Annotated in this window: 19 protein-coding genes, 1 rRNA gene and 2 riboswitches; of the genes, 18 read left to right on the top strand and 2 right to left on the bottom strand. The window is 38.7% G+C overall.

What is annotated here, in order from left to right:
* Positions 1 to 393 precede the first annotated feature (393 nt).
* The 8 genes from GNT69_RS23880 to GNT69_RS23845 all read left to right on the top strand — a co-directional run bounded on the left by GNT69_RS23880 (position 394) and on the right by GNT69_RS23845 (position 9,038).
* Positions 394 to 762 (top strand): ArsR/SmtB family transcription factor, encoded by a 369-nt coding sequence (locus GNT69_RS23880; protein WP_203557496.1) that lies wholly within the window; start codon positions 394 to 396, stop codon positions 760 to 762.
* Entirely contained in the window at positions 755 to 2,884 is a 2,130-nt protein-coding gene (locus tag GNT69_RS23875) for a heavy metal translocating P-type ATPase (RefSeq protein WP_203557495.1), read from the top strand. The genes GNT69_RS23880 and GNT69_RS23875 overlap by 8 nt, the downstream gene beginning before the upstream one ends.
* Positions 2,885 to 3,413: 529 nt before the next feature.
* Positions 3,414 to 3,662 carry a hypothetical protein gene (locus GNT69_RS23870; protein WP_203557494.1) on the top strand — a complete coding sequence of 83 codons (249 nt, stop codon included), beginning with the start codon at positions 3,414 to 3,416 and terminating at the stop codon, positions 3,660 to 3,662.
* Positions 3,663 to 3,696: 34 nt separating this feature from the next.
* Positions 3,697 to 4,341: a TorD/DmsD family molecular chaperone gene (locus GNT69_RS23865; RefSeq protein WP_203557493.1), complete on the top strand. Its 645-nt coding sequence runs from the start codon at positions 3,697 to 3,699 to the stop codon at positions 4,339 to 4,341.
* Positions 4,341 to 6,536: a molybdopterin-dependent oxidoreductase gene (locus GNT69_RS23860; RefSeq protein ID WP_203557492.1), complete on the top strand. Its 2,196-nt coding sequence runs from the start codon at positions 4,341 to 4,343 to the stop codon at positions 6,534 to 6,536. Before GNT69_RS23865 ends, GNT69_RS23860 begins: the two co-directional genes overlap by 1 nt.
* A gap of 13 nt (positions 6,537 to 6,549) precedes the next feature.
* Entirely contained in the window at positions 6,550 to 7,122 is a 573-nt protein-coding gene (locus tag GNT69_RS23855; RefSeq protein ID WP_203557491.1) for a 4Fe-4S dicluster domain-containing protein, read from the top strand.
* A complete protein-coding gene (locus GNT69_RS23850; protein ID WP_203557490.1) occupies positions 7,122 to 7,925 on the top strand; it encodes a dimethyl sulfoxide reductase anchor subunit family protein in 804 nt (267 codons plus the stop codon). Before GNT69_RS23855 ends, GNT69_RS23850 begins: the two co-directional genes overlap by 1 nt.
* A 27-nt stretch (positions 7,926 to 7,952) precedes the next feature.
* Complete coding sequence (locus tag GNT69_RS23845; protein WP_203557489.1) at positions 7,953 to 9,038, top strand: 4Fe-4S binding protein; 1,086 nt, start codon at positions 7,953 to 7,955, stop codon at positions 9,036 to 9,038.
* A gap of 21 nt (positions 9,039 to 9,059) precedes the next feature.
* Here the strand turns inward: GNT69_RS23845 and GNT69_RS23840 are convergent, their stop codons facing one another.
* Both GNT69_RS23840 and GNT69_RS23835 read right to left on the bottom strand, forming a co-directional pair.
* Entirely contained in the window at positions 9,060 to 10,628 is a 1,569-nt protein-coding gene (locus GNT69_RS23840) for a PucR family transcriptional regulator (RefSeq protein WP_203557488.1), read from the bottom strand.
* The gene (locus tag GNT69_RS23835) at positions 10,609 to 11,190 is read right to left on the bottom strand and encodes a 4Fe-4S dicluster domain-containing protein (RefSeq protein ID WP_203557487.1); all 582 of its coding nucleotides are present in this window, start codon (positions 11,188 to 11,190) and stop codon (positions 10,609 to 10,611) included. Before GNT69_RS23835 ends, GNT69_RS23840 begins: the two co-directional genes overlap by 20 nt.
* 122 nt (positions 11,191 to 11,312) lie before the next feature.
* Here GNT69_RS23835 and GNT69_RS23830 point away from each other — a divergent pair, with 122 nt between their 5' ends.
* The 10 genes from GNT69_RS23830 to GNT69_RS23785 all read left to right on the top strand — a co-directional run.
* Positions 11,313 to 13,370, top strand: a complete 2,058-nt coding sequence (locus tag GNT69_RS23830) for a molybdopterin-dependent oxidoreductase (protein WP_203557486.1) — start codon at positions 11,313 to 11,315, stop codon at positions 13,368 to 13,370.
* Between the two features lie 156 nt (positions 13,371 to 13,526).
* Positions 13,527 to 14,495, top strand: a complete 969-nt coding sequence (locus GNT69_RS23825; protein ID WP_203557485.1) for an MBL fold metallo-hydrolase — start codon at positions 13,527 to 13,529, stop codon at positions 14,493 to 14,495.
* 256 nt (positions 14,496 to 14,751) lie between these two features.
* A complete protein-coding gene (locus GNT69_RS23820; RefSeq protein ID WP_203557484.1) occupies positions 14,752 to 16,215 on the top strand; it encodes an aldehyde dehydrogenase in 1,464 nt (487 codons plus the stop codon).
* Positions 16,216 to 16,301: 86 nt separating this feature from the next.
* On the top strand, positions 16,302 to 16,718 hold the full coding sequence (locus GNT69_RS23815; protein ID WP_203557483.1) for a GlcG/HbpS family heme-binding protein: 417 nt from the start codon (positions 16,302 to 16,304) through the stop codon (positions 16,716 to 16,718).
* A 299-nt stretch (positions 16,719 to 17,017) separates the two neighbouring features.
* Positions 17,018 to 17,971 carry an AAA family ATPase gene (locus GNT69_RS23810; protein WP_343206556.1) on the top strand — a complete coding sequence of 318 codons (954 nt, stop codon included), beginning with the start codon at positions 17,018 to 17,020 and terminating at the stop codon, positions 17,969 to 17,971.
* Positions 17,972 to 19,168, top strand: coding sequence for a DUF58 domain-containing protein (locus GNT69_RS23805; protein WP_203557482.1), 1,197 nt, complete (start codon positions 17,972 to 17,974; stop codon positions 19,166 to 19,168).
* Positions 19,165 to 21,345 carry a transglutaminase domain-containing protein gene (locus GNT69_RS23800; protein WP_239094449.1) on the top strand — a complete coding sequence of 727 codons (2,181 nt, stop codon included), beginning with the start codon at positions 19,165 to 19,167 and terminating at the stop codon, positions 21,343 to 21,345. The genes GNT69_RS23805 and GNT69_RS23800 overlap by 4 nt, the downstream gene beginning before the upstream one ends.
* 30 nt (positions 21,346 to 21,375) lie before the next feature.
* Positions 21,376 to 21,477, top strand: a riboswitch (purine riboswitch).
* Positions 21,478 to 21,596: 119 nt separating this feature from the next.
* Positions 21,597 to 23,138 (top strand): glutamine-hydrolyzing GMP synthase, encoded by a 1,542-nt coding sequence (gene guaA, locus GNT69_RS23795; RefSeq protein ID WP_203557520.1) that lies wholly within the window; start codon positions 21,597 to 21,599, stop codon positions 23,136 to 23,138.
* A 97-nt stretch (positions 23,139 to 23,235) separates the two neighbouring features.
* Positions 23,236 to 23,337, top strand: a riboswitch (purine riboswitch).
* A 137-nt stretch (positions 23,338 to 23,474) separates the two neighbouring features.
* Positions 23,475 to 24,803 (top strand): NCS2 family permease, encoded by a 1,329-nt coding sequence (locus GNT69_RS23790; protein WP_203557519.1) that lies wholly within the window; start codon positions 23,475 to 23,477, stop codon positions 24,801 to 24,803.
* Between the two features lie 586 nt (positions 24,804 to 25,389).
* Positions 25,390 to 25,516, top strand: a 16S ribosomal RNA gene (locus tag GNT69_RS23785); the annotation flags it as partial.

The raw sequence follows: 25,516 nt of genomic DNA, 5'->3' as shown, positions 1-25,516 counted from the left end.
TATTACGAGTAGTAGAATTATATCGAGCTAAAACACTTATTTTAATCCAAGTACTATGATTATTTTTCCTATTTTAGCTTCTTTTGACGAGTACTAGGATTATTTCCCGATATTTATTGCTAGTACTCGCATTAAAAATCCGCGAAAAATCCACTTAATCCAAGTACTCGGATTAAAACGACATTTATACCGTCCTTATTGCTAGAAATCGGAATAAAAACCTTCAAGGTATAACGGATTTAATGCTAGTACTCGGATTAAATTTGCAAATTAGCGAACTTAATACTCCTAGTCGGCATAAAAGTTTTTACATTCAAATTATCATTTGAATAGGTTGTTGCATAAGTTATATAATATATTCAAATATACATTTGAATAAAGGGGGATTAAATAATGAGCCAAAAAGATACTTGTGAAATATATTGTTATGACGAAGCAAAAGTTAAACGTATTCAAGGTGAAATGCATAAAGAGGATATCGGGAGTGTAGCGGGTATTTTTAAAGCGCTGGCAGATGAAAATCGAGCGAAGATTACGTACTCTTTATGCCAAGATGATGAGCTATGCGTTTGTGATGTTGCAAATATCATTGGCTCTACCGTTGCAACTGCTTCACATCATTTACGAACTCTTCATAAACAAGGAATTGTCAAATATCGAAAGGAAGGGAAGTTAGCCTTTTATTCGCTTGACGATGATCATATTCGGCAATTAATGATGATTGCCTTAACACATAAGAAAGAGGTGAAACTGAATGTCTGAAGCTAGCTTAAAAAAGCCAGCAACGAAAACTTATCGTGTTCAAGGTTTTTCTTGAGCAGGCTGTGCAAAAACATTCGAGGAGAATGTGAAACACCTGGATGGTGTTACAGATGCGCAAGTAAATTTTGGTGCTGCGAAAATTACGGTTTATGGAAATGCATCAGTCGAACAGTTGGAAAAAGCAGGAGCCTTTGAAAACTTAAAATTACGTGGTGAAAATGAGCAAAAAATCGAAAGAGGTCCATTTTGGCGGCAAAAGGAAAACCTCAAAGTATATGTTTCGGCCTTTTTATTAATCATTAGTTGGGTACTAAGCATGCAATATGACGATGGCCATATCATCCCGACAATGGGCTATGCAGCGGCGATTTTAATTGGCGGCTACACATTGTTTATGAAAGGCCTTACCAATTTAAGTCGATTGAAGTTTGATATGAGCACACTGATGACAATTGCCATAATTGGTGCAGCAATCATTGGTGAGTGGGGCGAAGGAGCAACAGTTGTCATCCTTTTTGCGATTAGTGAAGCGTTGGAGCGTTATTCGATGGATAAAGCTCGCCATTCAATTGAATCATTAATGGATATTGCTCCAAAGGAAGCCTTCATTCGAAGGGAAAATCAAGAGTTCATCATAAATGTAAATGAGATACAAATCGGCGATATTATGATTGTTAAGCCTGGACAAAAGTTAGCGATGGATGGGGTTGTTGTAAAAGGAACTTCGACTTTAAACCAAGCGGCAATCACTGGAGAATCTGTTCCAGTGGCGAAAACAGTGAATGATGAAGTATTTGCCGGAACATTAAATGAAGAAGGATTAATAGAAGTTAAAGTAACGAAATTAGTCGATGATACGACATTAGCGAAAATTATCCATCTAGTCGAAGAAGCACAAGCAGAACGTGCTCCTACTCAAGCGTTCGTTGATCGATTTGCCCAATATTATACTCCAGCAATCGTTGTTTTCGCCGCTTTAATTGCAGTGTTGCCACCGTTATTTGGTGGCGAGTGGAGCACTTGGATATATCAGGGGTTAGCCGTGTTAGTGGTTGGCTGTCCATGTGCGCTCGTAGTTTCGACTCCGATTTCTGTTGTAACCGCAATCGGAAATGCGGCAAAACATGGGGTGTTGATTAAAGGTGGAATTCATTTAGAACAAGCCGGATCATTGAAAGTGATTGCTTTTGATAAGACGGGCACGTTAACAAGAGGAATTCCGTCAGTAACAGATATCGTCACATTTGGTCGTGATGAGGATGAATTATTAAGCATTACTGCTGCCCTAGAAAAAGGTTCTCAGCATCCACTCGCCTCTGCGATTATGAAAAAAGCAGAAGCAAAAGGAATAGACTTTCATAAACTTCGTGTTGAAGAGTTTCAATCAATTACGGGCAAAGGCATCCAAGCTAAGATAAATAATGAAATTTACTATGTTGGGAGCCCTAAATTTTTTACCGAAATACTCCCGAATGAGATGGATTCGAAAGTGCATGAGCAAATATCAACTCTGCAATTGCAAGGGAAAACGGTAATGATTGTTGGAACAGCGGAGGCTATTCTTTGTTTAATTGCCGTCGCAGACCAAGTGAGAAAAACATCCAAAGATGTCATTCGTAAACTTCATGAACTTGGCATCCGAAAAACAGTAATGCTTACAGGAGATAATGAAAGAACAGCCGTTGCGATTGGCAAAGAAATTGGTGTTTCTGATATTAAAGCCGATTTGCTCCCAGAAGATAAATTAACTTTTATTAAAGAGTTACGTAGTCAGTATGACAAGGTGGCGATGGTCGGTGATGGTGTCAACGATGCTCCTGCTTTGGCCGCATCAACCGTGGGTGTGGCAATGGGAGGAGCGGGAACCGATACGGCACTTGAAACCGCTGATATTGCCTTAATGTCAGATGATTTAAGTAATTTGCCATTTACAATCAAATTAAGTAGGCGAGCTTTACGAATAATTAAGCAAAATATTACCTTCTCTCTCGTCGTAAAAGCTCTAGCATTGCTTTTAGTTGTACCTGGATGGTTAACTCTATGGATCGCCATCTTTGCTGATATGGGTGCTACTTTATTAGTCACCTTAAACAGTTTAAGGTTATTAAGAGTGAAGGAATAAGTCAATGCAAAGTCCGTTATTTCCTCCATCCTCATGTAGAAGGTGACTATAATTCTGATTTGAAAACTGCGATCATTAACTTTATCTCGAGTTTTTGATTATATGTTGTAAAAGTGTTAACGTTGGCTTGGAAAACAGCAAATAAAAAACCCATTCCTAAAAAAATGTAGGAATGGTTTTTTGTGCTGTTAAAAATCATCTATCAAGATTAGGATGACAGACGTTGCATGTACCAGATGAATATAAAGGGCCAGCCTCCAAGGTCAGTTGCTCACTTTTAAAGGTCTCGATTCTTTTAAAAGCTAAAAGTGTCTGGAATATGTCGATAACAACTAATAAGACTGAATTTTCAGAATAAAATTAAATGTTTACGTCCACTGAAAAAACCAATAGTACCAGGGGTTTCAGGGCACGGTTATGACTGAATGTAGTTTTCTACAATGAAGTGAAGCTTTTATGTTTGAAATTACACTCCCGTATTTTATCAGCCGTTGATACATTTGAATTAGAAAGAAGGGAGGCCTTTTTTATGAAAAGAATAACTGCTTTTACCATTAGCCTAATAGGGACTTTTCTTTTATTAACTGGTTGTTCCGAAGTCTTAGACGAACCTTTAGTTAACAGTGGCTCATTGGATGATGAATACGTAGGTGATGCAAATCCGATATTGGAAGAGATTTTTAAACAAACAGAGGAAGAAGCTCAAATTCAGGCTGACATATTGAAGAAAATGGAAGAAGATGATTCGGATGGAAGTGATGGTTTAAGTCACTTTTAAGAGTTGAAAATGTCAAAAGGCGGTGAAAGAATAATTGATAACTAAACAGGAAGTAGCTGAGACTGAGGAAGCAGTTCTTCATAAATTGGCCGTTTATATGTTTGTTCAAAAGTACTATGCCGGTGAATTAAATAAATTGAGCAATACTTCTTGGGAACAATTAGTCGGTTTAATTAATCAGGAAGTTTCCTTCTTTTCGAATGAAAAAATGAAACAAGGAATCGAAATCCTCTCTGAATTAAAGGATGCCGACATTGCTGAGATGGAATATGAGTTTAACCGATTATTTGTTGGCCCGAAACGGTTGGAAGCACCACCATATGAATCGGTCTATCGAAATACAGAAAGAGCAGTTATGCAAAGTGAAACATTAGCTGTCAGAAGGTTTTATGAAAATGCAGGGTTAGTTTTAACTAGGAAAAATACGGATCCTGATGACCATCTTGCCCTTGAGTTGGAATTTGTTAGTTACTTGTTAAGTAATAGTGTTGAAGATGAAGACTGTTATGTCCTGTATGAGGAATTTTTGAAAAAGCATTTATTTCAATGGGTAGAAAACCACTGTGAGTTAGTGCGAGAAAAAACTGAAAATAAAGGTATTATTGGAATTTCTTATCTACTCGAAGGGTTGTTGGAAGTAGAAAGGAAGCAACTGAATGTTCGAAGGAGGTCAAAGTGATGAGTAAGTTTTCTAGACGTAACTTTTTAAAAGCGTCAGCGGCTCTCGGTGTTTTAGCAGGAGTAGGAAGCACAGCATCTAGCTTCAAAAAGGTAAAAGCTGCTGCTAATACACCTGGAAATGTTAAGCAAGTTTTCAACTCTTGTCCAAGAAACTGTTACGACACTTGTTCACTAGTTACAACGGTTGAAGATGGAACAATCAAATTTGTAACCGGAAATAAACATAATACGTACACAAATGGGCGTTTGTGTGTGAAAGGTTACACATACCCTAACTATGTGTACTCACCTGACCGGATTAAATATCCAATGAAACAAGCAGAACGGGGCTCAGGTAAATGGGAACGAATCTCATGGGATGAGGCCTATGAGATGATTGCCAACAAGATTCTTGAAATAAAAGAAAAACACGGCAGCACCTTACCGGTTGCTTTAAATAAATATTCCGGAAACTTCAATGTTTTATCATACGGAGTCGAAGGAATGATGTCGAGTTGGGGGTATACGACAAGGGCCCAAGGTACACCATGTTGGCCAGCAGGAATCGATTCCCAAACATTCGATTTCGGTACGGTTGTCAATTCTGACCCGGAAATGATGGTAAAAGCAAAATATTTGATTCTTTGGGGAGTCAATCCTGCATGGACATCTGTTCACTCAATGAGTATTATTCAAAAAGCAAAAGAAAACGGAACGAAAGTCGTTGTCATTGATCCGATTTTGACGGACACAGCGGCAAACGCTGATGAATTCATTGAAATTAAGGCTTCAACAGACGGTGCCTTGGCTTTAGGAATGGCAAAATATATTCTTGATCACAATTTACAAGATTTAGGTTGGATGCAGGAAAATTCCATCGGCTACCAAGAGTATTTGAATTACCTCCGCAATAACGTAACACTAGAATGGGCTTCAGAGAAAACCGGTGTGCCAGTTGAAGTAATTGAACGTTTAGCTCGGGAATATGCAGCAGCAAAACCTGCATCTATCTGGATTGGTTATGGGATGCAAAGGCATACAAATGGCGGAGCAGCAGTGCGTTCCATCGATGCTTTAGTAGCTATGTCTGGAAATATCGGTGTCGTTGGCGGTGGTGCGAACTATGCTCAATTAGACAGCTGGGGATTCAACTATGCGGCCCAACTTGCCGGAACACCACCTGAAGGCAGTGGTGGTGAAGGAGATCGGATGGTAAACATCAATAACTTCCCTGCTCAAGTATTAGCGATTAATAATGACCCTAAGCAAATACCGATTGAAATGCTTTGGGTTTCGTGCCGGAATCCAATTGCCCAAGATCCTGAGGCTGCTGTTTCCTACAAAGCTTTCGACTCAATTGATTTTATCGTAACAGCTGACCTTTGGTTTAACGAAACGGTAAATCAATCTGATTTAGTTCTCCCTGTCACCTCGATATTTGAGACTTGGGGGCTTCATGCTAGTTACTGGCATTACTGGATGAACGTGAACGAACAAGCAATCGACCCTTTATATGAATCAAAATGTGATGTAGAAATTGCGATGGGAATTTCGAAAAAATTAAATGCTTTGCAGCCTGGTTCATGTACCTATCCAACGGATCGTACGATGGAAGAGTGGGTAGCGATGGAAATGTCCGATTCGTTCATTGAAAAATTTGGTTTCAACTCGTGGAGAGATATTTTAGAAAAGGGAACGGTTAAAGTGTCTGGTTATGATGCAGCCTGGGCAGATGGAAAGTTTAGAACGCCGAGCGGAAAATATGAATTTTCATCAGAAAAGAGTGCTACCTTCGGACATCATGCTCTCCCAGTATATGTAGAGGAGATGGAGATTCCGAAAGAGAGGCCGATTCGCTTATTAACCCCACACTGGAAATATGGACTTCATTCTCAATTCCAAAACTTGGAGTGGATGCAATCTGTTCATAATGAGCCTTTCGTAGAAATTCATCCAGCGTTGGCAAAAGAGAAGGGCATTAAAGATGGTTCAATGGTCAAAGTGTCGAGTGATATCGGTTTTGTTGATCTAAAAGCAAAAGTTACACAAACGGTACCGAAAGATACGGTGGTCATTTATGAAACGTGGTATAAGGATCAGAATTTTAATGTGAACTTCCTGGTTAAAGCAATCCCTGCCGATATGGGTTCTTGTGCAACGGGCCAACCTGGGCTTTCTTTCCATGATCAGTTTGTCACAATCGAAAAAATGTAAGGAGGGTTCATAAATGGCAAAGAAACAGAAAAGACTGGCATTCCAAATAAATATGGAACGTTGTATAGGCTGTAATGCTTGTACGGTAGCCTGTAAGAGCTTTTACGATTTGCATCCGAGCGTTAATCGAAGAACTGTCGTCGAAACAGACGAGACGCTAGTAGGAGCTGCAAAGCGTTGCTATCTGTCTACATCTTGCAATCATTGCGACGAGCCTGCTTGTGCGAAAGCCTGCCCAACAGGGGCTTATATAAAATTAGAAAACGGAATTGTAAAACATAATCAAGATCGTTGCATCGGCTGCCAAATGTGTGCAACTGCTTGCCCGTACAAAGCACCTCAGTTTGATCCTGTAAAAAAGAAAATGGATAAATGCAGTATGTGTTATGACCGCATTGAGGTTGGCGAGGATCCTATTTGCGTATCTTCCTGTCCAATGGAGGCAATCGCAATTGTCGACTTGAACGAAATCGATGAATCAAAAGTGGTTTCTGACGTAAAAGGATTTGTCGATTCAACGATAACTGGTTCATCTACCCGATTTATTTTACCGGTGGCAACAAGTGTTGTAAGGGGTGAATTATAATGGAAAATAGTATGACGCTAGTTGTATTTACGTTTCTCTCCCAGATGGCAATCGGAGCTTTTGCGGCCTTGTTTTTCCTCGATGCTTACAAAGAAAAAGTATCGAAACGTTCTGCCTTTACTAGTTTGATAGCCATTTTGGTTGTTTCCGTCGTTGCCGTCATCGTTTCAGTATTTCATCTAGGACACCCATTTTCTGCCTACATGGCTATCCTTAATTTCGGTGATTCGTGGCTGTCACGGGAAATTGTCTTCTTCCCAGCCTTTATGTTATTTGTTTTCCTTTATGCTTTTATGGCAAAGACGAAGGAGCAGAAACGATTGTTTGGCTGGGTGACGATAATCCTTGGCACGGTAACTATCTATAGTACGGCAATGATTTACATTATTCCAGCTGTACCTGCATGGCACAACGGAACAACGTTGGCAGCATTTTTTGCAACTGCCTTTCTATTAGGACCTGTTTTTATTCAATTATTGTTGTCGATTATCGATAAAAGCTTTGTTAATTTCTCTCCTTATATAGCGATTGTTACGGCTTTTGCGATTTTATTAAATGTGATTAATTTTACAATCTTAAATGGGGGGCTACCGGCAGCTGTTGAATCAGCCGGACTGCTCGTTTCAAGTCCGTTATTTTGGGTGAAAATGATTGCTTTAGTTGCCGCATTTTCTGTTGCTGGATATTTAGTTTGGAAGAAAAAGAACAGCTCCCTTTCGACGGTTAGCTTGATCTTTGCTTGTTTCATCGTGTCAGAGTTGCTCGGCAGAATGTTATTTTATTCCTCAGGCGTTCATTTGTAATGGTTTAATACGGGAGGAGGGTTTCGGTTGATTTTTGATCAGATTAGCAAACTATCTAATGTTTTCCTGAAAAAAATAGATAAAATTGAAGTGGATGCAAATAAATGCTTAAAAGTCCGCGCTGTCACGAGCAGTTGCACTGCTTGTGTAGATATATGTCCAGCAAGCAGTATCGACATCATGCAAGACTCGATTGAAATTGAAGCTTCGTGTTTTGAATGCGGACTGTGCACATCCGTTTGTCTGACAAATGCTCTAAAATGGAACCACCCTCCTCTTATGCAAATTTTAGACCGATTAAAACGGTTATCTAATCGTGAAGCAGAGGTTTATCTTACTTGCGAACCATCTGCAAAAGGAAATGAAAAATCGAACGGGGTACAGGTTTCCTGTCTAGGTGTATTACCGACTGAGTTTTGGATTAGTGCGGGACAACAGATTCCTAATTTAAAAATAATCTATCAATCAACATTGTGTGATACGTGCAAACTTTGTGACGGAGAAAAATTATTTTTACGGTATAAAGAGGAAGCCGAAAAGACCCTTCAGCACACATTTCCGATTTGTTTTTCCATAAATGAAGTCAAGGACGAAGGGTTGATCGACCATCATCGTCGCAAGTTCCTAAGTTCTATTTTTGAAGAGGCAAAAGCAACCAATACAATTGCAGTGAAGGAAGTATTAGAAGTCGATCAAACTTTATCTCCATTTGAAAAATTTAATCGTTATTACCGAAAACAAACTGAATTGGAAGAAATGGCAGAAGTGGCAACCGAAATGAAAAATAATTTTGTTGATAAATTGGTGAATGACACCGTTTTTCATACGGATAAAAGAGCTTTATTGTTTGAAGCATTTGAAGTCGATCCACAATTATCGAAAGAAATGACGTTTTCGATGCCAGAAGTAAAGGAAAGCTGTACTCGCTGCGGCGCCTGTGCTTTCTTATGTCCGACAGATGCGTTGATTATGGATGCTCAATCGCTGATTTTATCGACAAATAAATGTGTTTCCTGCGGGCTATGTGAAGAGATTTGTTACGAGAATCATATTCATATGAGTAAGAAAAGAGGGACGGTTTTTAACGAAAAGTTTATTTACTTAACCAAATAAAAGCAGTGCTATCGCACTGCTTTAAATGTTCATATTGTGAGAAATTTTTATCGATAAGATTAAGTTCACGAGATCGCTATATTGATCCAACTTAATATTTAATATAGATTCAATTTTTTTAAGTCGCTGTCGCAACGTATTTTGATGAATGAATAGGGCTTCAGCACTGCGAGTAATATCCCCGTTTTGTGTGCAATAAATGGATAAAGTATGAACCAATTCTGTTCCCTGTTCACTGTCATGTTCTTCTAATCTTCCTAAATATTGCTGGGCGAAATCTCTTAGCAAATCATTGTGAATATAAGAGAGAAGCCGGACAAACCCGATATCATCATAATGGATAACGTCATTAGATCCAAGCCCGTACATTTCCATTTCTAGCGCTATTTTCGATTCTTGAAAGCTTTTATAAAGGTACAAATTAGAATAATAACTCCGCCCAATCCCAATTACTGTTTTAATAGAAGGATATTGCTGCTGTATTTGATTACGCACGCGGCTAATCCACTCATTGATTTCAGTCTTTGCCACTTCTGTATTCTGAATAGGTGGGCAAACAATTGCGACTATACGGTGATTAAGATAAGTGGTATAAATTTTACCTGTACCCAAATGGCTTTCAACCATTATATGTTGGATATTCATTATGCTGTCTTTTACTATTTTCTGATGGCTGTTGAGATTCATCGATAGAACGAAGGAATTGGGCGTAAATTCCATCTCCCTTAATAGTCCTAGTTCGAATAACTCGCTTTCTGTATCTATATTATTGTGAAGAACATCGAATAGAAACTGATCGTGATATTTTAAATCGACTTTACGCGCAACCTCTATTTGTTTTGCCCATGTAATCATTGTTGGCTCAATCGTCTTAAAAAGATCATCGTTTAATTCTTTAGCTGTGCAGGTTTTCTCAAATACAAGATAGCCTGTACTTTGCTTATCGGGGTCAACAACTTCAAATGCAAAATACTCCTCTTTTTCGTACTGTACAATTGAAAAACTCGCTTTCTCGCCGCCAAGGTCAGAATCTACCCAGTTCATCTTCCTTATGTCCTTTATACTAAACTTGTTTGAAAAAGGATGGATAAGCGTCTTTTTATTTGTGAATAGAAAAACTTCCTGGCCAAGGAACAGATTGAACCGTTCGATGACCGATTCAATTCCTTGCCGATAGAACAACTCTAACCAATATGTAGTTAGGTCATTTTTTATTAACGATAAAAGATGAAGTTCATGGAGATAAAATATGTCTTTAATCCTTTTGTACACATCGATCTCACTGTCATATTTCAGCAAAAATAATGGCTTTTTACATTCATTGGCCATCTTGGTAATAAATGATGGAAGATCACAAAAATGTTCCGACAAAATGAGAATACCTGTGGAATGTTTATCCTTAAGATACTTTTCTAATCGAGCGACTGTATCATCAGAATGATAGATTAAAATAAAGCTATTCTCTTTAATAGGCATCTTGTCTAGCTGGACATGCTGGCATTTATTCCTTTTGCCGTTCCAGCCTCCAAGAATATCCATATGGAAAAAGGGACTGTAGGTAATCAATGTTTCATAAGTTAGTGGACTCATTGTTTTCACCTCGTTCGGCTGCCCAAACCCTTGTTTTTTCCGAGCTTTCATATTTTAAGCGAGTTGAGGGGTTTGTAATGGTTTTCATTGAGTATTGTGCTAATGAAGTTTGATATTCATTAGGATACTCCTCATTTATATTGCCAATTTTTATCGCATCTCCAATGCAAGAGTCCACACATACTGGCTGTTCGCCTTGTTGTAATCGGCTGTAACACATGTCACACTTATCAGCCTTTTTGCTTGTGGGATCGACGGTGATTGCTTGAAATGGACAAACAGAAACACATTTCCCGCATCCGTTACAGTCTTGAGCTTCAAGAAGAACTATGCCATTTCGTAGTTTACGGATACAATTACGGCTGCATACGGTCATACATGCAGGTGTTTCACAGTGGTTGCAGGACATGGAAAAATGAATTTCATCAATAAATGAATCGTTACTAATTGTTAGAACCTTTCGTCTTTTATGGGTAGTTTGGTTTTCGTTGCTGCACGCATAAGAACAGGAGTGGCAAAAGATACATTTTTCTACGTCAATAAAAAAGGCTAACTGTTTCATACGCATCATCATCTCTTTAAAAAAATAGGATTATATGTACTATTTTAGTATATAATTAAGGGAAAAACAGTGACAATGTGATGAATTTCACATTCGGTCACGAAAATTCGGGGGTATGGTGAATGGATAAAAATTATAAAATTACTCGTCACGTTTGCCCGAGAAACTGTTACAGCAGCTGTACGATGCTTGGTTATACAAGAAATCGGAAGTTGGTTAAAGTCACTGGTGATAAAAAACATGGTTATACAAAGGGCAAGTTGTGCCCGAAAGGATACAATTATCTATCCCATGTGTACCACCCTGAACGTCTTAAGTTCCCGATGATTCAGAGCAAGAGGGGAAGCGGTGAATGGAATAGAATTTCATGGGATGAAGCAATCGATATCATTGCCGCTAAAATCATCCAGCTTTACGACAGGTTTGGAACAAATCTGTCACTTGCATTGAATAAGTACTCAGGGAATTTTGGTATTTTGCATAATAGTGTAGAAGGGTTTTTTAATAGTTTAGGTGAGACATCCAGAGCGGTAGGTTCTCCTTGCTGGTCATCAGGATTGGATGCATCCATATACGATTTTGGCGCTTATAAAAACTCGGAACCAGAGCAATTACGCTACGCTGATACGATTATCCTCTGGGGAAGTAACCCTGTTTGGACATCCATTCATTCCGTTCCTTTTCTATATGAAGCAAAAAAGCGTGGGGCAAAGATCATTACAATTGACCCTGTATATACAGCTACTGCAAAAAAATCCGATATATATGTACAAATAAAACCAGGTACAGACGGTGCCATGGCTTTGGCTTTGGCAAAAGTTATTTATGAGGAAAATGGATTGGATACGAATTTTATTGACAACTATACTACAGGCTTTGATGTATTTCTGAATTACTTGAATTCCGTTGAGTTCGATGAGCTGTTAAAGGAGTGCGGATTGGAGAAGGAAATCATTGAGGAGATTGCAAAAACCATTATACAAGGTAAAAATACAATGGTTTGGATTGGATTCGGTTTTCAAAGGAATAAAAATGGAGGACAAAATATTCGCTCCATCAATGCGTTGATGGCCATGACGGGGAATATTGGAAAAAAAGGTTCAGGCATTTTATATGCCCAAAATGCGAGCTTGAAGTTTACCAATAACATTACGAAATATTTTCAATCAGGATTCAATGAGAAAAACTGTGTACGCTCCATCCCTATAAATGATTTTGCCAGTGGTTTGAAGGAAGCTAAAGACCCGCCAATTAAAATGTTATGGGTTTCATGCCGAAATTTGGTTACGCAGAATCCTGACCAAAAATTATTGAAAAAATTGCTGCATAATTTAGATCTGATTGTGACGGTGGATCAGTTTTTTACACCGACAGCCCAATTATCAGATATCGTCCTGCCAGCAAAAACTAATTTTGAAGAATGGGATATCGTACCAAGCTATTGGCATCATTGGATTGGAATCAATGAACCTGCTATCGAATCGTATTATGAAAGCAAAAGCGACTTAGAAATTGTCAAACTCCTCGCAAAGCGGTTAAATGAGTTGAGACTAGGATTTTCGACGTTCCCTTACGAAAAAACGGTAGAAGAATTTATTGAAGAACAATTTACCGATGAAATGTATCAAAACTTAGGTATAACGAATTGGCGGGGTTTATTAGAAGGGCCAAAAAGAGCTCCGTTGCCGGAAATAGCTTGGGAGGACAAGAATTTTGAAACTCCATCAGGGAAATTCGAGTTTTATTCTGAAAGGGCATCGGAAAATGGAAAACCACCAATTGCCCACTATACTTTCTCTAGTTTTGAGAAGAACGGTGACCAACTTTTATTGCTCACGAATCATGGGCAATTTAATTTGAATTCACAATTTCATAATTTGGATTTAATTGATAAGGGAAAGAGAGAACCGATTGCTTTTGTTCATCCTTCTAGTGGATCAAGGAAAGGCATTACCAATGGTTCGTGGGTGACCGTTTACAATCATAATAGTGAACTAAGGCTGAAATGCAAATTTTCTTATGAAGTACATCCATCCGTTTTATTGGTGCAAGCTGATCATAATTTAGTGAACAGGTTAATTTCCTTTATCCCAACAGATATGGGAGAAGTCTCATCGGGTCACGAGGGAATGGCCTTTAACAGCACTTATGTCAGTATTGAAGAAATCGGAAAAGGCTAAATTTTTTGGTTAATATCAGGGCAACTACGCTTCTGTCCTCGCCCTAAGGGACTCGCCAATCGGCGAGTTTCTTATGATTCATTCGCTATAAAACGACGAGTGATTTATAATATAATTATATTATTCGAAAAAATCATTAAAAGGAAGTTGTAGCCTATGGATAACAGGATCGAGTTAAACTCAATTGCACCATTAACTAAAATTACTGAGAATATATATAAGCTGACTGTGCGCTATCCTTTCGGAATGTTTGAATTGAACAGTTATTTGATCTATGGGGATCAAGGTTTCACTGTTATTGACACTGGTAGTTATGCTGATGAGTCCATCACACTCTGGAAGAACTTAATGGATTCTGGTGTGAAAATCGAAAAAATAGTCGTAACGCATACTCATCCTGACCATATCGGTCTTTGTAGATGGTTTCAAGGAAATTATCAAATTCCTGTTTTCGTCTCAGATTTAGGGTATAAAGAAATTCAAAAAAATCGAGATCATACAGTTACAAACTGGACACGGAAATTGTTTAAGGAGCATAATGGCCCAGCTTTACCTGAAGATATAATTGGAATGGAAGCTCCCGCTTATCGTTTTGAGCCAGATGGGTTATTTCAAATCAATGAACCAATTAAACTTGGAAACGATATGTATGAAGTGATTTGGACTCCTGGGCATGCACATGACCATTTATGTTTTTATGAGCCAAAGCAGGAAGTGATGATTCTTGGTGATCTTGTGTTCGATCATCTTTCTCCAATTGTGGCGATCTGGTCAGAAGAAGATGGGAATGTATTGAAAGATTATTTCCAGTCTTTAGATAAAGTAAAAGCATTTTCACCTAAACAATCACTCCCCGGACATGGCATAATGATTGAGGACTTGGCAATGAGGGTAGAAGAAACGAAGTCAAGGCATCAACATCGGTTGGAACAAGTAGTAGATTGTGTGAAACAGGATGAGAAAACGAGTTATCAGATTTGCCAGGAAGTATATGGTGGCTTGAGCTTTTATAAACTTTTTGCTCCATTCATGTCTACAATCAGTCGGATGGTTTATCTTGAGTCAATCGGAAAAGTAAAGAGCGTAGAAAAAAATGGCATAATCTATTATCGTGCGAATATATAAATTGGTGCAGCCAAAATAAGCTGTGCCATTTTTGCAATTCCTTCTAGAAATTTTCAAAATTTATTTTAGACATATCAATGAAAAGTGTTGAATATCTATACACCTAGCAAATGATTGCTGATTGTTGCTGGTTTTACTAAATCATAAAATAGAAATAGGAATCGTTTTATTTAAAATGCTCCCGTAAAAATGATTGTGCTAATCACTAACAAACGGGGAGGTGGATCCAGGGATTCTTAAAAAACCTGGAGGAACAATGAGTATACGAACAATCAAATTATTTATCAATGGTAAGTATGTAAAATCAAAAGATGAAAAGATGTTTGACGTAACGAACCCTAGCAATCAAGAGGTAATCGCAAGGGTATTTGAGGCAGGAAAAGAAGATGTTGACTATGCTTGCCGTGTAGCGAGGGAAGCGTTTGAGCATAGTGAATGGCGGACAATGTCTGTGGCTGAGCGCTGTGCCAAAGTGAAACGGATGGCAGAAATTGTGCAGAGTAAACGAGGGGAACTAGCAAGGTTGGAAGCTTTGGATGTCGGGAAACCATTCACCGTTGCCTTTAATGATGAAATTCCAAGAGCAGCAGATAACTTAAAGTTTTTTGCTGAACTCATGGAAAAGCAGAGTGGAGAAACATTCCCAATGGATGAGAATTATCTAAACTATACACGATATGAACCAGTTGGTGTAGCTGCGTTAATAACACCTTGGAACTTGCCTTTTATGCTAACGACTTGGAAACTTGGACCGGCACTCGCAGCAGGAAATACAGTTGTAATTAAGCCATCAGAAGAGACACCGATAACGGTATCATTGTTAGGAGAAATAGCAAAACAAGCTGGAATTCCTGATGGCGTCGTAAACGTCGTTCATGGCTTCGGGCCGAATTCAACGGGAGAGTATATAACTACCCATCCTGAAGTCGATTTAATTGCTTTTACAGGAAAAACGCGAAATGGCGCGGCGGTGATGGAACAGGGAGCAAAAACAATAAAACGGGTGTCATTTGGATTAAGCGGAAAAGCGGCAAATATTGTATTTGAAGATGCGGATCTGAACAAGGCGATCCCAGTATCGATTCAAGCAGCCTTTCAGAATTCCGGGCAAGTATGTTTAGCCGGCTCGAGGATTCTTGTTCAACGTTCAATCCTTAATGAGTTTTTATCTAAATTTAAAGAAGCAGCAGAAAATTTAATTGTCGGTGACCCCCAATCTCCGAAAACAAATCTCGGCCCCCTTGTTAGTGAAGAACATTATAAAAAAGTAAAAAAATATTTGGAAATAGCTGAGCTAGAAAATTCTAAGCTTATTACTGGAGGCAAACGCCCGGATAAATTACCCGCAAGCATTTTTTCTGGTTATTATTTGGAACCTACAGTCTACCTTCAGGAAAATCATAAAGCGAGAATTTGCCAGGAAGAAATATTTGGTCCAGTCGTTACAATTGTCCCTTTTGATACAGAAGAAGATGCATTGGAAATGGCCAATGACTCCTCCTATGGACTAAATGGCGGCATCTGGACAGAAAATCTACGAAGAGCACATCGTGTCGCACATCATGTTCGGGCAGGTACGATTTGGGTGAATTGTTGGTTTGTACGTGATTATCGCGCTCCATTTGGTGGATTTAAGAAAAGTGGAATTGGTCGAGAGGGAGGAGGTTATAGCCTGGAATTTTTCACAGAAGCGAAAAATATTTGTATCGCTTTAAAATAAGTCCTTTCCTTTAAAGAGTAAGAGAGTTAAATGATTCGCTTGTAATCGAACAAGGTCGACTAATACCTTCCTAAGGTGGTATTTTCATGAACGCACTAAAAAAACCAGCGATCGCAAATAAACTTGCCAAAAGGATGATTGAAGCTTCAGAAGCTGAAGCGGAGAAAATGGGTATTGCAATCAGTACAACAGTTGTTGATGAAACAGGAAATTTAGTTGCTTTTTCTAAAATGGATCAAGCACCAATTAAGTGGATTGAAAACTCGCAAAATAAGGCTTATACAGCGATAAGTTTAGGAAAACCAACGCATGACTGGTATCCAATGAATAAAGAAGAGCTGATACTTTTCCATGGGAAGATTCAAACCGCTAGGCTTATCGTTGCGGGCGGTGGCTTTCCGATTCGAGTAGAGAGCGAAATAATAGGTGGGATAGGTGTAAGTGGCGGCAGCACCGAAGAAAATATTAGATGTTGTGAAGCTGGACTTAATTTAACCGACTAAACTTTATCTCCTTATAGTTATGAAAAAAATAATGCTCGAGAATGCCTGTCTAAGGAAAATTTAGCAGGCATTTTCATCGTACATGATGTGTGTTTGAGCAATGCCTTGTTTGGGGTAGCATTTAGGAGGGGAGGATTTCCACTAATTTGGAGGTTCTCGCCTTTATTTTTTTCTAGTAAAATGAAAGTTTCATAATAAGTGATAAATTGTTTTGACAGAAAATACAGAAAATGTATCGTATAATTGAGGGAATAAATCAAACCATGATTTTTAAAATAAAAGATACGGGAGGAAATTGAGTGGTAGATCAAATTAATCCAACAATCGAGAACGTATTGGTAAACATTGAAAAAGTGATGATTGGCAAACGAGATGTCGCAGAACTAAGTTTGGTCTCACTCTTTTCAGGTGGTCACGTCCTGCTAGAGGATGTCCCAGGAGTTGGGAAGACGATGATGGTAAGGGCTTTAGCGAAATCTGTTAGTGCTCAATTTCGGCGTATTCAATTTACCCCAGATCTATTGCCATCAGACGTAACAGGTGTTTCTATTTATAATCCGAAGGAAATGGAATTTCAGTTTCGTCCAGGTCCGATTATCGGAAACATTATTTTAGCTGATGAAATCAACCGTACGTCTCCAAAAACGCAATCTGCTCTCTTGGAGGGGATGGAGGAAAACTCCGTAACTGTAGACGGTGTGACTTATGAGCTTGAGAAGCCCTTTTTTGTTATGGCTACACAAAATCCAATTGATTATGAAGGAACTTACCCCCTGCCAGAAGCACAGCTTGACCGCTTTCTTTTAAAAATGAAAATGGGGTATCCTAGTTTATCTGAAGAAATGGAAGTGTTAAAAAGAGCGCAGAAATTTGCTTCGATTGATGAACTTGAGCCGGTGATAAGTCTTGATGAACTTCAATATATACAAAAGGAAATTAGAGAAGTGTACGTTGAGGATGCGATTACGCGGTACATCGTTGAACTTGCTAAAGAAACACGTTCGCATGCACATGTGCATCTTGGTGTGAGCCCTCGTGGGGCGATCGGTTTAATGAAAGCAGCTCAAGCGCTAGCATATATGCGGAATCGCGACTATGTCCTTCCGGATGATGTCCAATATTTAACTCCATATGTTTTTGAGCATCGAATTATTTTAAAAGCAGAGGCGCGGTTCGAAGGAATGGATGCGGAAGCAGTAGTAAATCATGTTTTAGCAAACGTACCAGTACCTGTTCAAAGGTATGTGAAATAAATGAAACCTTATTTACAACGATTTAAAGAAATCCAAAGTCTATTCGTATTGTTGCTGTTCATTTCTTTTGCTTTTTCCTACGCAATGTTTCAAGGGGGCTTTGTCAGTTGGTTCTTGTTTTATAGTTTCCTTCCTTTTGCGGTTTCCGCACTTTCTCTATCATTGTATTCGTTATCTGATTTCAAAGCAGAACGGATTTTTCATAAGCGAGAGCTAAAAGCTGGTGAAAAAGCGAGTGTGACGGTTTTAATCAAAAGAAAAAGGCGATTTCCTTTATTGTATATCATCATAGAGGACTTGATGGATGAAACAAGGAAATTGAAGCGAGCGAAAAAAATAATTTTCCCTTCGTTTCGTCGAAAATTCCAAGTTGAATATAGTATTGATGAGTTGCCGAGAGGGGAGCATTATTTTAAAAAAATTCGGATAAAAACGGGAGATCTCCTTGGTTTGGTTGAAAAAGAGCAGTTTATCTTAGTTGAGGATCATGTTCTTGTTTTTCCTCGATTTGAAGAATTGACCTATCGACCGATTGACGGTCAATTTGAACAAGGGATGAAAGCTGCTAATGAACGGTTTCAAAGTGATTTATCCATGTCTGTTGGTGTTAGAGAGTATCAACCTGGCGATCGGTTTTCTTGGATTAATTGGAAGGCAACAGCAAAACGGGATCAATTTATGACAAAGGAATTTGAACACCGAAAATCACATGATGTCATGATTGTTATGGACTGCAAAGCGAACCCGAATTTTGAGGCAATTGTAGCATTTACTGCTTCTGTCATTCGTGCAATCGCAAGGAATGGAACAGCGGTCGGGCTGTTAACTGTAAGTGATAAACGAATGTTCTTTCCGATTCGTGGAGGAGAAACACAGCAACAACAGCTTTTTTATCATTTGGCTAAAATTCAAGATTTAAGTAATAAACCTCTCGATCACGTTCTTGAAGAGGAAGTAAGACGTCAATATAGTACATTAATGCTCGTAACAGCTGATTTTACCAAGAAACTGATTGACCAGCATCGTTTCTTTTCAAAAGGATCGAGAGTAACGGTGTTTATTGTTAAGGGAAGAGAAGAGCCAGTCTCTAATCCTGAATGGCATCGGATTACTGTTGCTCGTTCCCGAGGTATTCAAGTGTTTGTCATTCGCGAAGGAAATTTTTCCGAGGGATTTTCGGAGGTGAGCGGAGGTTGAGTCAAGGAAACGCAAAATTAGGTTTTTCTACGTTTTTACTTTATGGTCTTAGCTTTTTCTTACTTTGGGAATGGTTAAGGCCGGTAGAAGTTCTTACAGATACAGGATACTTTGGTGCCTTTCTAGGCTTTACCATCATCGCCCTTTTGCTAGCTTTTATTAACATCCCTTTCATCATCAGATTTTTTATTAAAGGATTCTATATTTTGTTTTTCATTCACTCCATTTATTATGAAGGTTCTCTCTTTCAACCAGTATGGTTAACTACTTTTTTTAAAGAGCTAGTAACCAACTTTTCTCTAGTATGGAAAGGACAATTTTTAGAGCTGACAGATGCTTATAGAACGTTGTTGTTCTTTATTCTCCTATGGTTAATGGTCTATTTAATTCGATACTGGCTTATTAAGCGGAAAAAAATGTTGATTTTTTTCTTTATGACGATTGTTTTCATTACCGTGTTAGATACTTTTACTCCATATGAAGCGAACGGTGCTATTGTACGAAGTGTGATTGTTGGTTTTTTAGTGATGGGGATTTTAACTCTGCATCGCCTTATCGAAAAAGAAATGCTCCATAAGACGGTATTACTTACACGTAAATGGCTGATTCCCCTGTCTATAATGGTTGCAGGCAGTGTGATGATAGGATATGCAGTCCCAAAGGCAGGTCCAATTTGGCCTGATCCTGTTCCGTATATTCAATCGTATAATTCAGAAAGTGGCTTAAGAGAAGGAGGAATTAGCAGGCGGGCAGGATATGGGACAGATGACTCGAACTTAGGGGGGCCGTTTCTTGGCGATGAAACAGTTGTATTTCGCGCAGAAGTGGACGAGCGTCATTATTGGAAAGTAGAAACGAAGGATATGTATACAGGGAAAGGATGGGTCGTTTCTAACAATAATCTAACGGTCGACTTTAGTGGTGAACCCGTTAGTATGTTATCGTTTGCTGAAACCGTCCCTTATGAAGAAAGGGCGAGCATCGTCTATAACGAGTTGGAATATCCGCATATCCAGTATCCACATGGATTGATTGAAATAAAAACGGAAGATCCGTTTTGGTACAGGATGGATGTATTGACGCAAAAAATAATCCCTTTGCAAAATTTAGAGCCGAATACCCCGGAATCGTATACGGTCCATTATCAAAAACCTAGTTTTCAAGTGGAAGCACTTAAAAATAGCAGCGCGGCTAGAAATGATCGAGAATATGAAACAATAAAAAACATTTATACACAACTCCCTGCAAATTTACCAGCAAGGATTAGGGAACTTGCGCTCGAGATTACCATGGATGCAGAAACGGTTTTTGACAAAGTCCAGGCGATTGAACGCTACTTTCAAGCTAACTCCTATGTGTATGATCAACAAAATGTTGCTGTACCTGAAGCAGGACAAGACTATGTGGAACAGTTTCTGTTTGAAACAAAACGGGGTTATTGTGACAATTTCTCTACTTCAATGGCTGTGTTGTTAAGGACGCTTGATATTCCAAGTCGCTGGGTAAAAGGGTATACAAGTGGGGAATATATCCGTACGCTTGAATCAGGAAAACGAGTATATGAAGTTACAAATAATAATGCACATTCTTGGGTAGAAGTATATTTTCCGGAAATTGGCTGGGTCCCGTTTGAGCCTACACGAGGGTTTTCGAACAATGTCGCTTTTCAGTTGAATACCAGTTCAGAAGTGACAACAAATACAGATGATAGAGAGGCAATCGCGCATACGAGAGAAAATCGTCAAATGGAAGATAGTGATGCTGAATCTAGTTCTTCTAGCATTGCTAATTATTTTTCACTTCAAAACAGTCACTACAATCTCTTTTTAAAATGGGGATTTACGCTCTTTGTGCTGGTGCTTATTCCTTTTCTCTTCCGAAAAAAATGGTTGCCTATATATACGATTTATTTGTTTAAGTTTAGAAAGAAAGATGAGATTTTCCCTAGAGCTTTTATGTTATTGTTAAAACAGTTGGACAGGTTTGGTCTAGGGCGTAAACAAGGCCAAACGTTAAGAGAATATGCAAAGTATATTGATTCCATTTTCAAAGGGAAAGAAATGCAGCGATTAACAGAACAATATGAGCGATATTTCTATCGTGCTACATTGAAAGAGGGGGTATGGCTAGAGGCTAAGGAGGATTGGGAAACATTATTGAGGAAAACACGTGCTTGACCTGAAAAATAGTATATTGGTACAATGTTTTAGTAATTTAATAGTATCCTTCGTATATTCTCGATAATATGGATCGAAAGTTTCTACCGAATCACCGTAAATGATTTGACTATGAAGGCAGAGGAAATATGAAACACAACTAGAAATCTGCCTGTTGAACTTTAAAGGGAGGATTCTAGTTTTTTTTAGATTGGCTATAATAAACGTAGAAATTATTTTATTAAATTGGGGTGACCGAAGTGTCAAAGAAAATGGAAATACAAGATCAGGAAAAAATTGTTGTATTAGATTTCGGCAGTCAATACAATCAGCTTATTACACGAAGAATTAGGGAATTTGGGGTGTTTAGTGAATTACACCCACATACGATTACAGCAGAAGAAATAAAAAAAATGAACCCGAAAGGAATCATTTTTTCAGGCGGACCAAACAGTGTTTATGATGAAAACTCTTTCCGTTGTGATGAAGAAATTTTCAAACTAGGATTACCGATTTTAGGGATTTGCTACGGAATGCAATTGATGACGATTCACTTTGGTGGAAAAGTAGAATCAGCAACGAATCGGGAATATGGGAAAGCATTGTTATCGTTACAGCATGAAAGTAAGTTGTTTTTAGACACTCCTAATGAACAAACTGTTTGGATGAGTCATGGAGATTTAGTAACGGAAGCACCCCCTGGATTTAGAGTCGATGGGGTCAATCCTTCTTGTCCGATTTCAGCAATGAGTGATGAATCACGCGGGTTATATGCTGTTCAGTTCCATCCAGAAGTACGTCATTCAGTCTATGGGAATGATCTTCTGAAGAACTTTGTCTTTAATGTTTGCGGTTGTGTTGGTGATTGGTCAATGGAAAACTTTATCGAGATTGAAATGGAAAAAATCCGTCAAGAAGTTGGTAACAAAAAAGTACTCTGTGCATTAAGTGGTGGAGTAGATTCATCGGTTGTCGCTGTGCTGATTCATAAAGCGATTGGTGATCAGTTGACATGTATTTTTGTTGATCATGGTCTTTTGCGAAAAGGAGAAGCAGAGAGTGTAATGAAAACCTTCTCTGAAGGCTTCAATATGAATGTAATCAAAGTGGATGCGAAAGAACGTTTTCTTAGCAAATTAGAAGGTGTATCTGATCCTGAGAAAAAACGAAAAATCATTGGAAACGAATTTATTTATGTATTCGATGATGAGGCTACAAAACTTAAAGGCATCGAGTTCCTCGCCCAAGGAACATTGTATACGGACATTATTGAAAGTGGAACGGCAACGGCGCAAACAATAAAGTCGCATCACAATGTCGGCGGATTACCAGAAGATATGCAATTCAAATTGATTGAACCGTTAAATACATTATTTAAAGATGAAGTAAGAGCGTTAGGTACAGAGCTAGGAATTCCAGATGAAATTGTTTGGCGTCAGCCATTCCCTGGTCCAGGTCTTGGGATTCGTGTACTTGGTGCAATTAGTGAAGAGAAACTAGAAATTGTTCGTGAATCAGATGCGATTTTAAGGGAAGAGATTCGAAAAGCAGGGCTCGATCGTGATATTTGGCAGTACTTCACGGTTTTGCCAGACATTCGCAGTGTTGGTGTGATGGGCGATGCGAGAACTTATGACCATACAATTGGTATTCGTGCGGTTACGTCCATTGATGGGATGACATCAGATTGGGCGCGAATTCCTTGGGATGTCCTTGAGGTCATCTCAACAAGGATTGTGAACGAAGTTTCGCATATTAACCGTGTTGTTTATGACATCACTAGCAAGCCGCCTGCAACGATTGAATGGGAATAAAAACTGAAAATACGAACAATAAAAAGCGGACATTGAAAAATGTTCGCTTTTTGTCTTGACCCAGTATAAAGGTCCTGATAGAATAATGTTGAATTTAAAAAAATGGACATAATATCATCGTATAGTATTGGGGATATGGCCCAAAAGTATCTACCGAGTTCCCGTAAAGAACTTGACTACGCTGGTTGTGAATAAGAATGGGACAGTTTTTGTACTTATTTATTAGTATATCCTCAGCCTTTTCAACCTGTAGTCAGCGCCTTCGGTATACGAGGCGTTTTCTTATTGTGTAGACTTTTACGAGATAGGCGATTCGTTTATTTGGAGGGAATAATGTTGAAAAAGTATTTTCAGTTTGATGAGTTAGGTACGAATTACCGGCGAGAATTTATCGGTGGTTTAACAACCTTTCTAGCGATGGCATATATTCTAGTTGTCAACCCGTCGATGTTGGCATTAGCAGATGTACCAGATTTACCCGATGCATTAAGAATGGATGTAGGGGCCGTTTTTGTAGCCACTGCTTTGTCTGCTGCAATTGGTACGCTTATTATGGGGCTTTGGGCTAAATACCCAATCGCTCTTGCTCCAGGGATGGGACTTAATGCATTTTTTGCTTATACGATCGTTTTAGGAAGTGGTGCACCTTGGCAACACGCACTTGCTGCTGTTTTCGTATCGGGGATCTTCTTCTTAATTTTAACGTTCAGTGGTCTTCGGGAAAAAATTATTAATGCAATTCCTGCTGAGCTAAAATTTGCTGTTAGTGCGGGGATCGGTTTGTTTATTACTTTTATCGGTTTGAAAAATGGAGAAATCATTATTAGTGATCCCGCAACTTATGTAGCCTTAGGTGATTTATCCAACCCTAACGCTTTACTAGCCATTTTCGGTTTAATTGTTACTGTCATTATGATGACACGCGGAATTAATGGAGGAGTCTTTTACGGGATTGTTATTACGGTAATTATAGGAATGTTATTCAATCAAATTGATACACCTGAACGAGTCGTTGGTCCGATTCCTAGTCTAGAGCCGACGTTTGGTGCTGTTTTTTCAGCGTTCGGTGATCCATCGTTCTACACAACAACGATGTTAGCGACAATCATAACATTTATGTTTGTTGACTTCTTCGATACAGCTGGGACATTGGTAGGTGTTGCCAATCAGGCTGGGTTAATGAAAGATAATAAATTACCGCGTGCAAGCAAAGCTTTAGCGGCTGATTCAACTGCAACAATCATTGGTTCTATTTTAGGAACATCAACGGTAACGTCTTATGTTGAATCTTCCTCAGGTGTGGCTGCGGGTGCAAGAACAGGATTCGCAGCTGTTGTTACTGCAGGGTTCTTCTTGCTGGCAATGTTCTTTTTCCCGGTATTATCTGTTGTTACATCAGCTGTGACAGCACCTGCTTTAATTATTGTAGGTGTGCTAATGGTCGCTTCCTTAGGGAAAATTGATTGGTCTCGTTTTGAAATTGCGGTCCCAGCGTTTTTAACGATTATCATTATGCCGCTTTCATCTAGCATTGCAACAGGGATTGCCGCTGGGTTTATCTTTTACCCAATTACAATGATTTTAAAAGGCAAAGCGAAACAAATACACCCAATTATGTATTTCTTATTCATCATCTTCTTGTTATACTTTATTTTCTTAACTTAATAGGAGAAAAGAGAAAAAGAAAGATCCGGTTTATAAATGAACCGGGTCTTTTTTTCTAATATGAATTAGATAAGCTTTTTTCTAGAACTTTTCCCCCGAAAAACAATTCAGGCTATACTTCTGTCTGTGTATATGTGATGTCTTTCTGATAGTAAAAATTAAATTAAAAGATGTTGACAGTTATAAATTAGAGTGATATCATTGTGGAACAGTCGCGAAACGAGAAAGAAACGAGAAAATATATTTCTGGTTGCGATAAGTTATCAACTTTTAGAATTTAAAAAAGTTGTTGACACCACGAAAGAAGTTGTGGTATATTAATAAAGTCGCTTATGAGCGATGTGTTAATAGATTGTTCTTTGAAAACTAAACAAACAAGCGTCAACAAACAATAACAATTTGTGTTTCTTCTATAATGAAGATCACAAGCCAACGTTTTATTTTATGAGCTTAATCACTCAACCATTTATCACGCGTCAACGTTCAGTAATATTTCCGCCTAACAGCGAAAATAAACTGTCCGTAATCGCCTGATTGATTCGACTAACCATCACGGGGGAAAACACCCCGCGACGGAAGTCTCATCTTATTGGAGAGTTTGATCCTGGCTCAGGACGAACGCTGGCGGCGTGCCTAATACATGCAAGTCGAGCGAATCTTTAAAAGCTTGCTTTTAAAGATTAGCGGCGGACGGGTGAGTAACACGTGGGCAA

The sequence above is a fragment of the Bacillus sp. B15-48 genome (assembly GCF_016879755.1).
Lineage (GTDB): Bacteria > Bacillota > Bacilli > Bacillales > Cytobacillaceae > Mesobacillus_B.
The sequence above is the reverse complement of the archived record's forward strand: the minus strand, read 5'-3'. Positions and strand labels throughout refer to the sequence as shown.

Bases quoted from the DNA above. Each gene is read 5' to 3' on its own strand.
- GNT69_RS23880 (WP_203557496.1), top strand. From the start codon at position 394: ATGAGCCAAAAAGATACTTGTGAAATATATTGTTATGACGAAGCAAAA.
- GNT69_RS23835 (WP_203557487.1), bottom strand. From the start codon at position 11,190: ATGAAACAGTTAGCCTTTTTTATTGACGTAGAAAAATGTATCTTTTGC.
- GNT69_RS23860 (WP_203557492.1), top strand. From the start codon at position 4,341: ATGAGTAAGTTTTCTAGACGTAACTTTTTAAAAGCGTCAGCGGCTCTC.
- GNT69_RS23805 (WP_203557482.1), top strand. From the start codon at position 17,972: ATGAAACCTTATTTACAACGATTTAAAGAAATCCAAAGTCTATTCGTA.
- GNT69_RS23850 (WP_203557490.1), top strand. From the start codon at position 7,122: ATGGAAAATAGTATGACGCTAGTTGTATTTACGTTTCTCTCCCAGATG.
- GNT69_RS23825 (WP_203557485.1), top strand. From the start codon at position 13,527: ATGGATAACAGGATCGAGTTAAACTCAATTGCACCATTAACTAAAATT.
- GNT69_RS23855 (WP_203557491.1), top strand. From the start codon at position 6,550: ATGGCAAAGAAACAGAAAAGACTGGCATTCCAAATAAATATGGAACGT.
- GNT69_RS23815 (WP_203557483.1), top strand. From the start codon at position 16,302: ATGAACGCACTAAAAAAACCAGCGATCGCAAATAAACTTGCCAAAAGG.
- GNT69_RS23820 (WP_203557484.1), top strand. From the start codon at position 14,752: ATGAGTATACGAACAATCAAATTATTTATCAATGGTAAGTATGTAAAA.
- GNT69_RS23840 (WP_203557488.1), bottom strand. From the start codon at position 10,628: ATGAGTCCACTAACTTATGAAACATTGATTACCTACAGTCCCTTTTTC.
- guaA (WP_203557520.1), top strand. From the start codon at position 21,597: ATGGAAATACAAGATCAGGAAAAAATTGTTGTATTAGATTTCGGCAGT.
- GNT69_RS23830 (WP_203557486.1), top strand. From the start codon at position 11,313: ATGGATAAAAATTATAAAATTACTCGTCACGTTTGCCCGAGAAACTGT.
- GNT69_RS23870 (WP_203557494.1), top strand. From the start codon at position 3,414: ATGAAAAGAATAACTGCTTTTACCATTAGCCTAATAGGGACTTTTCTT.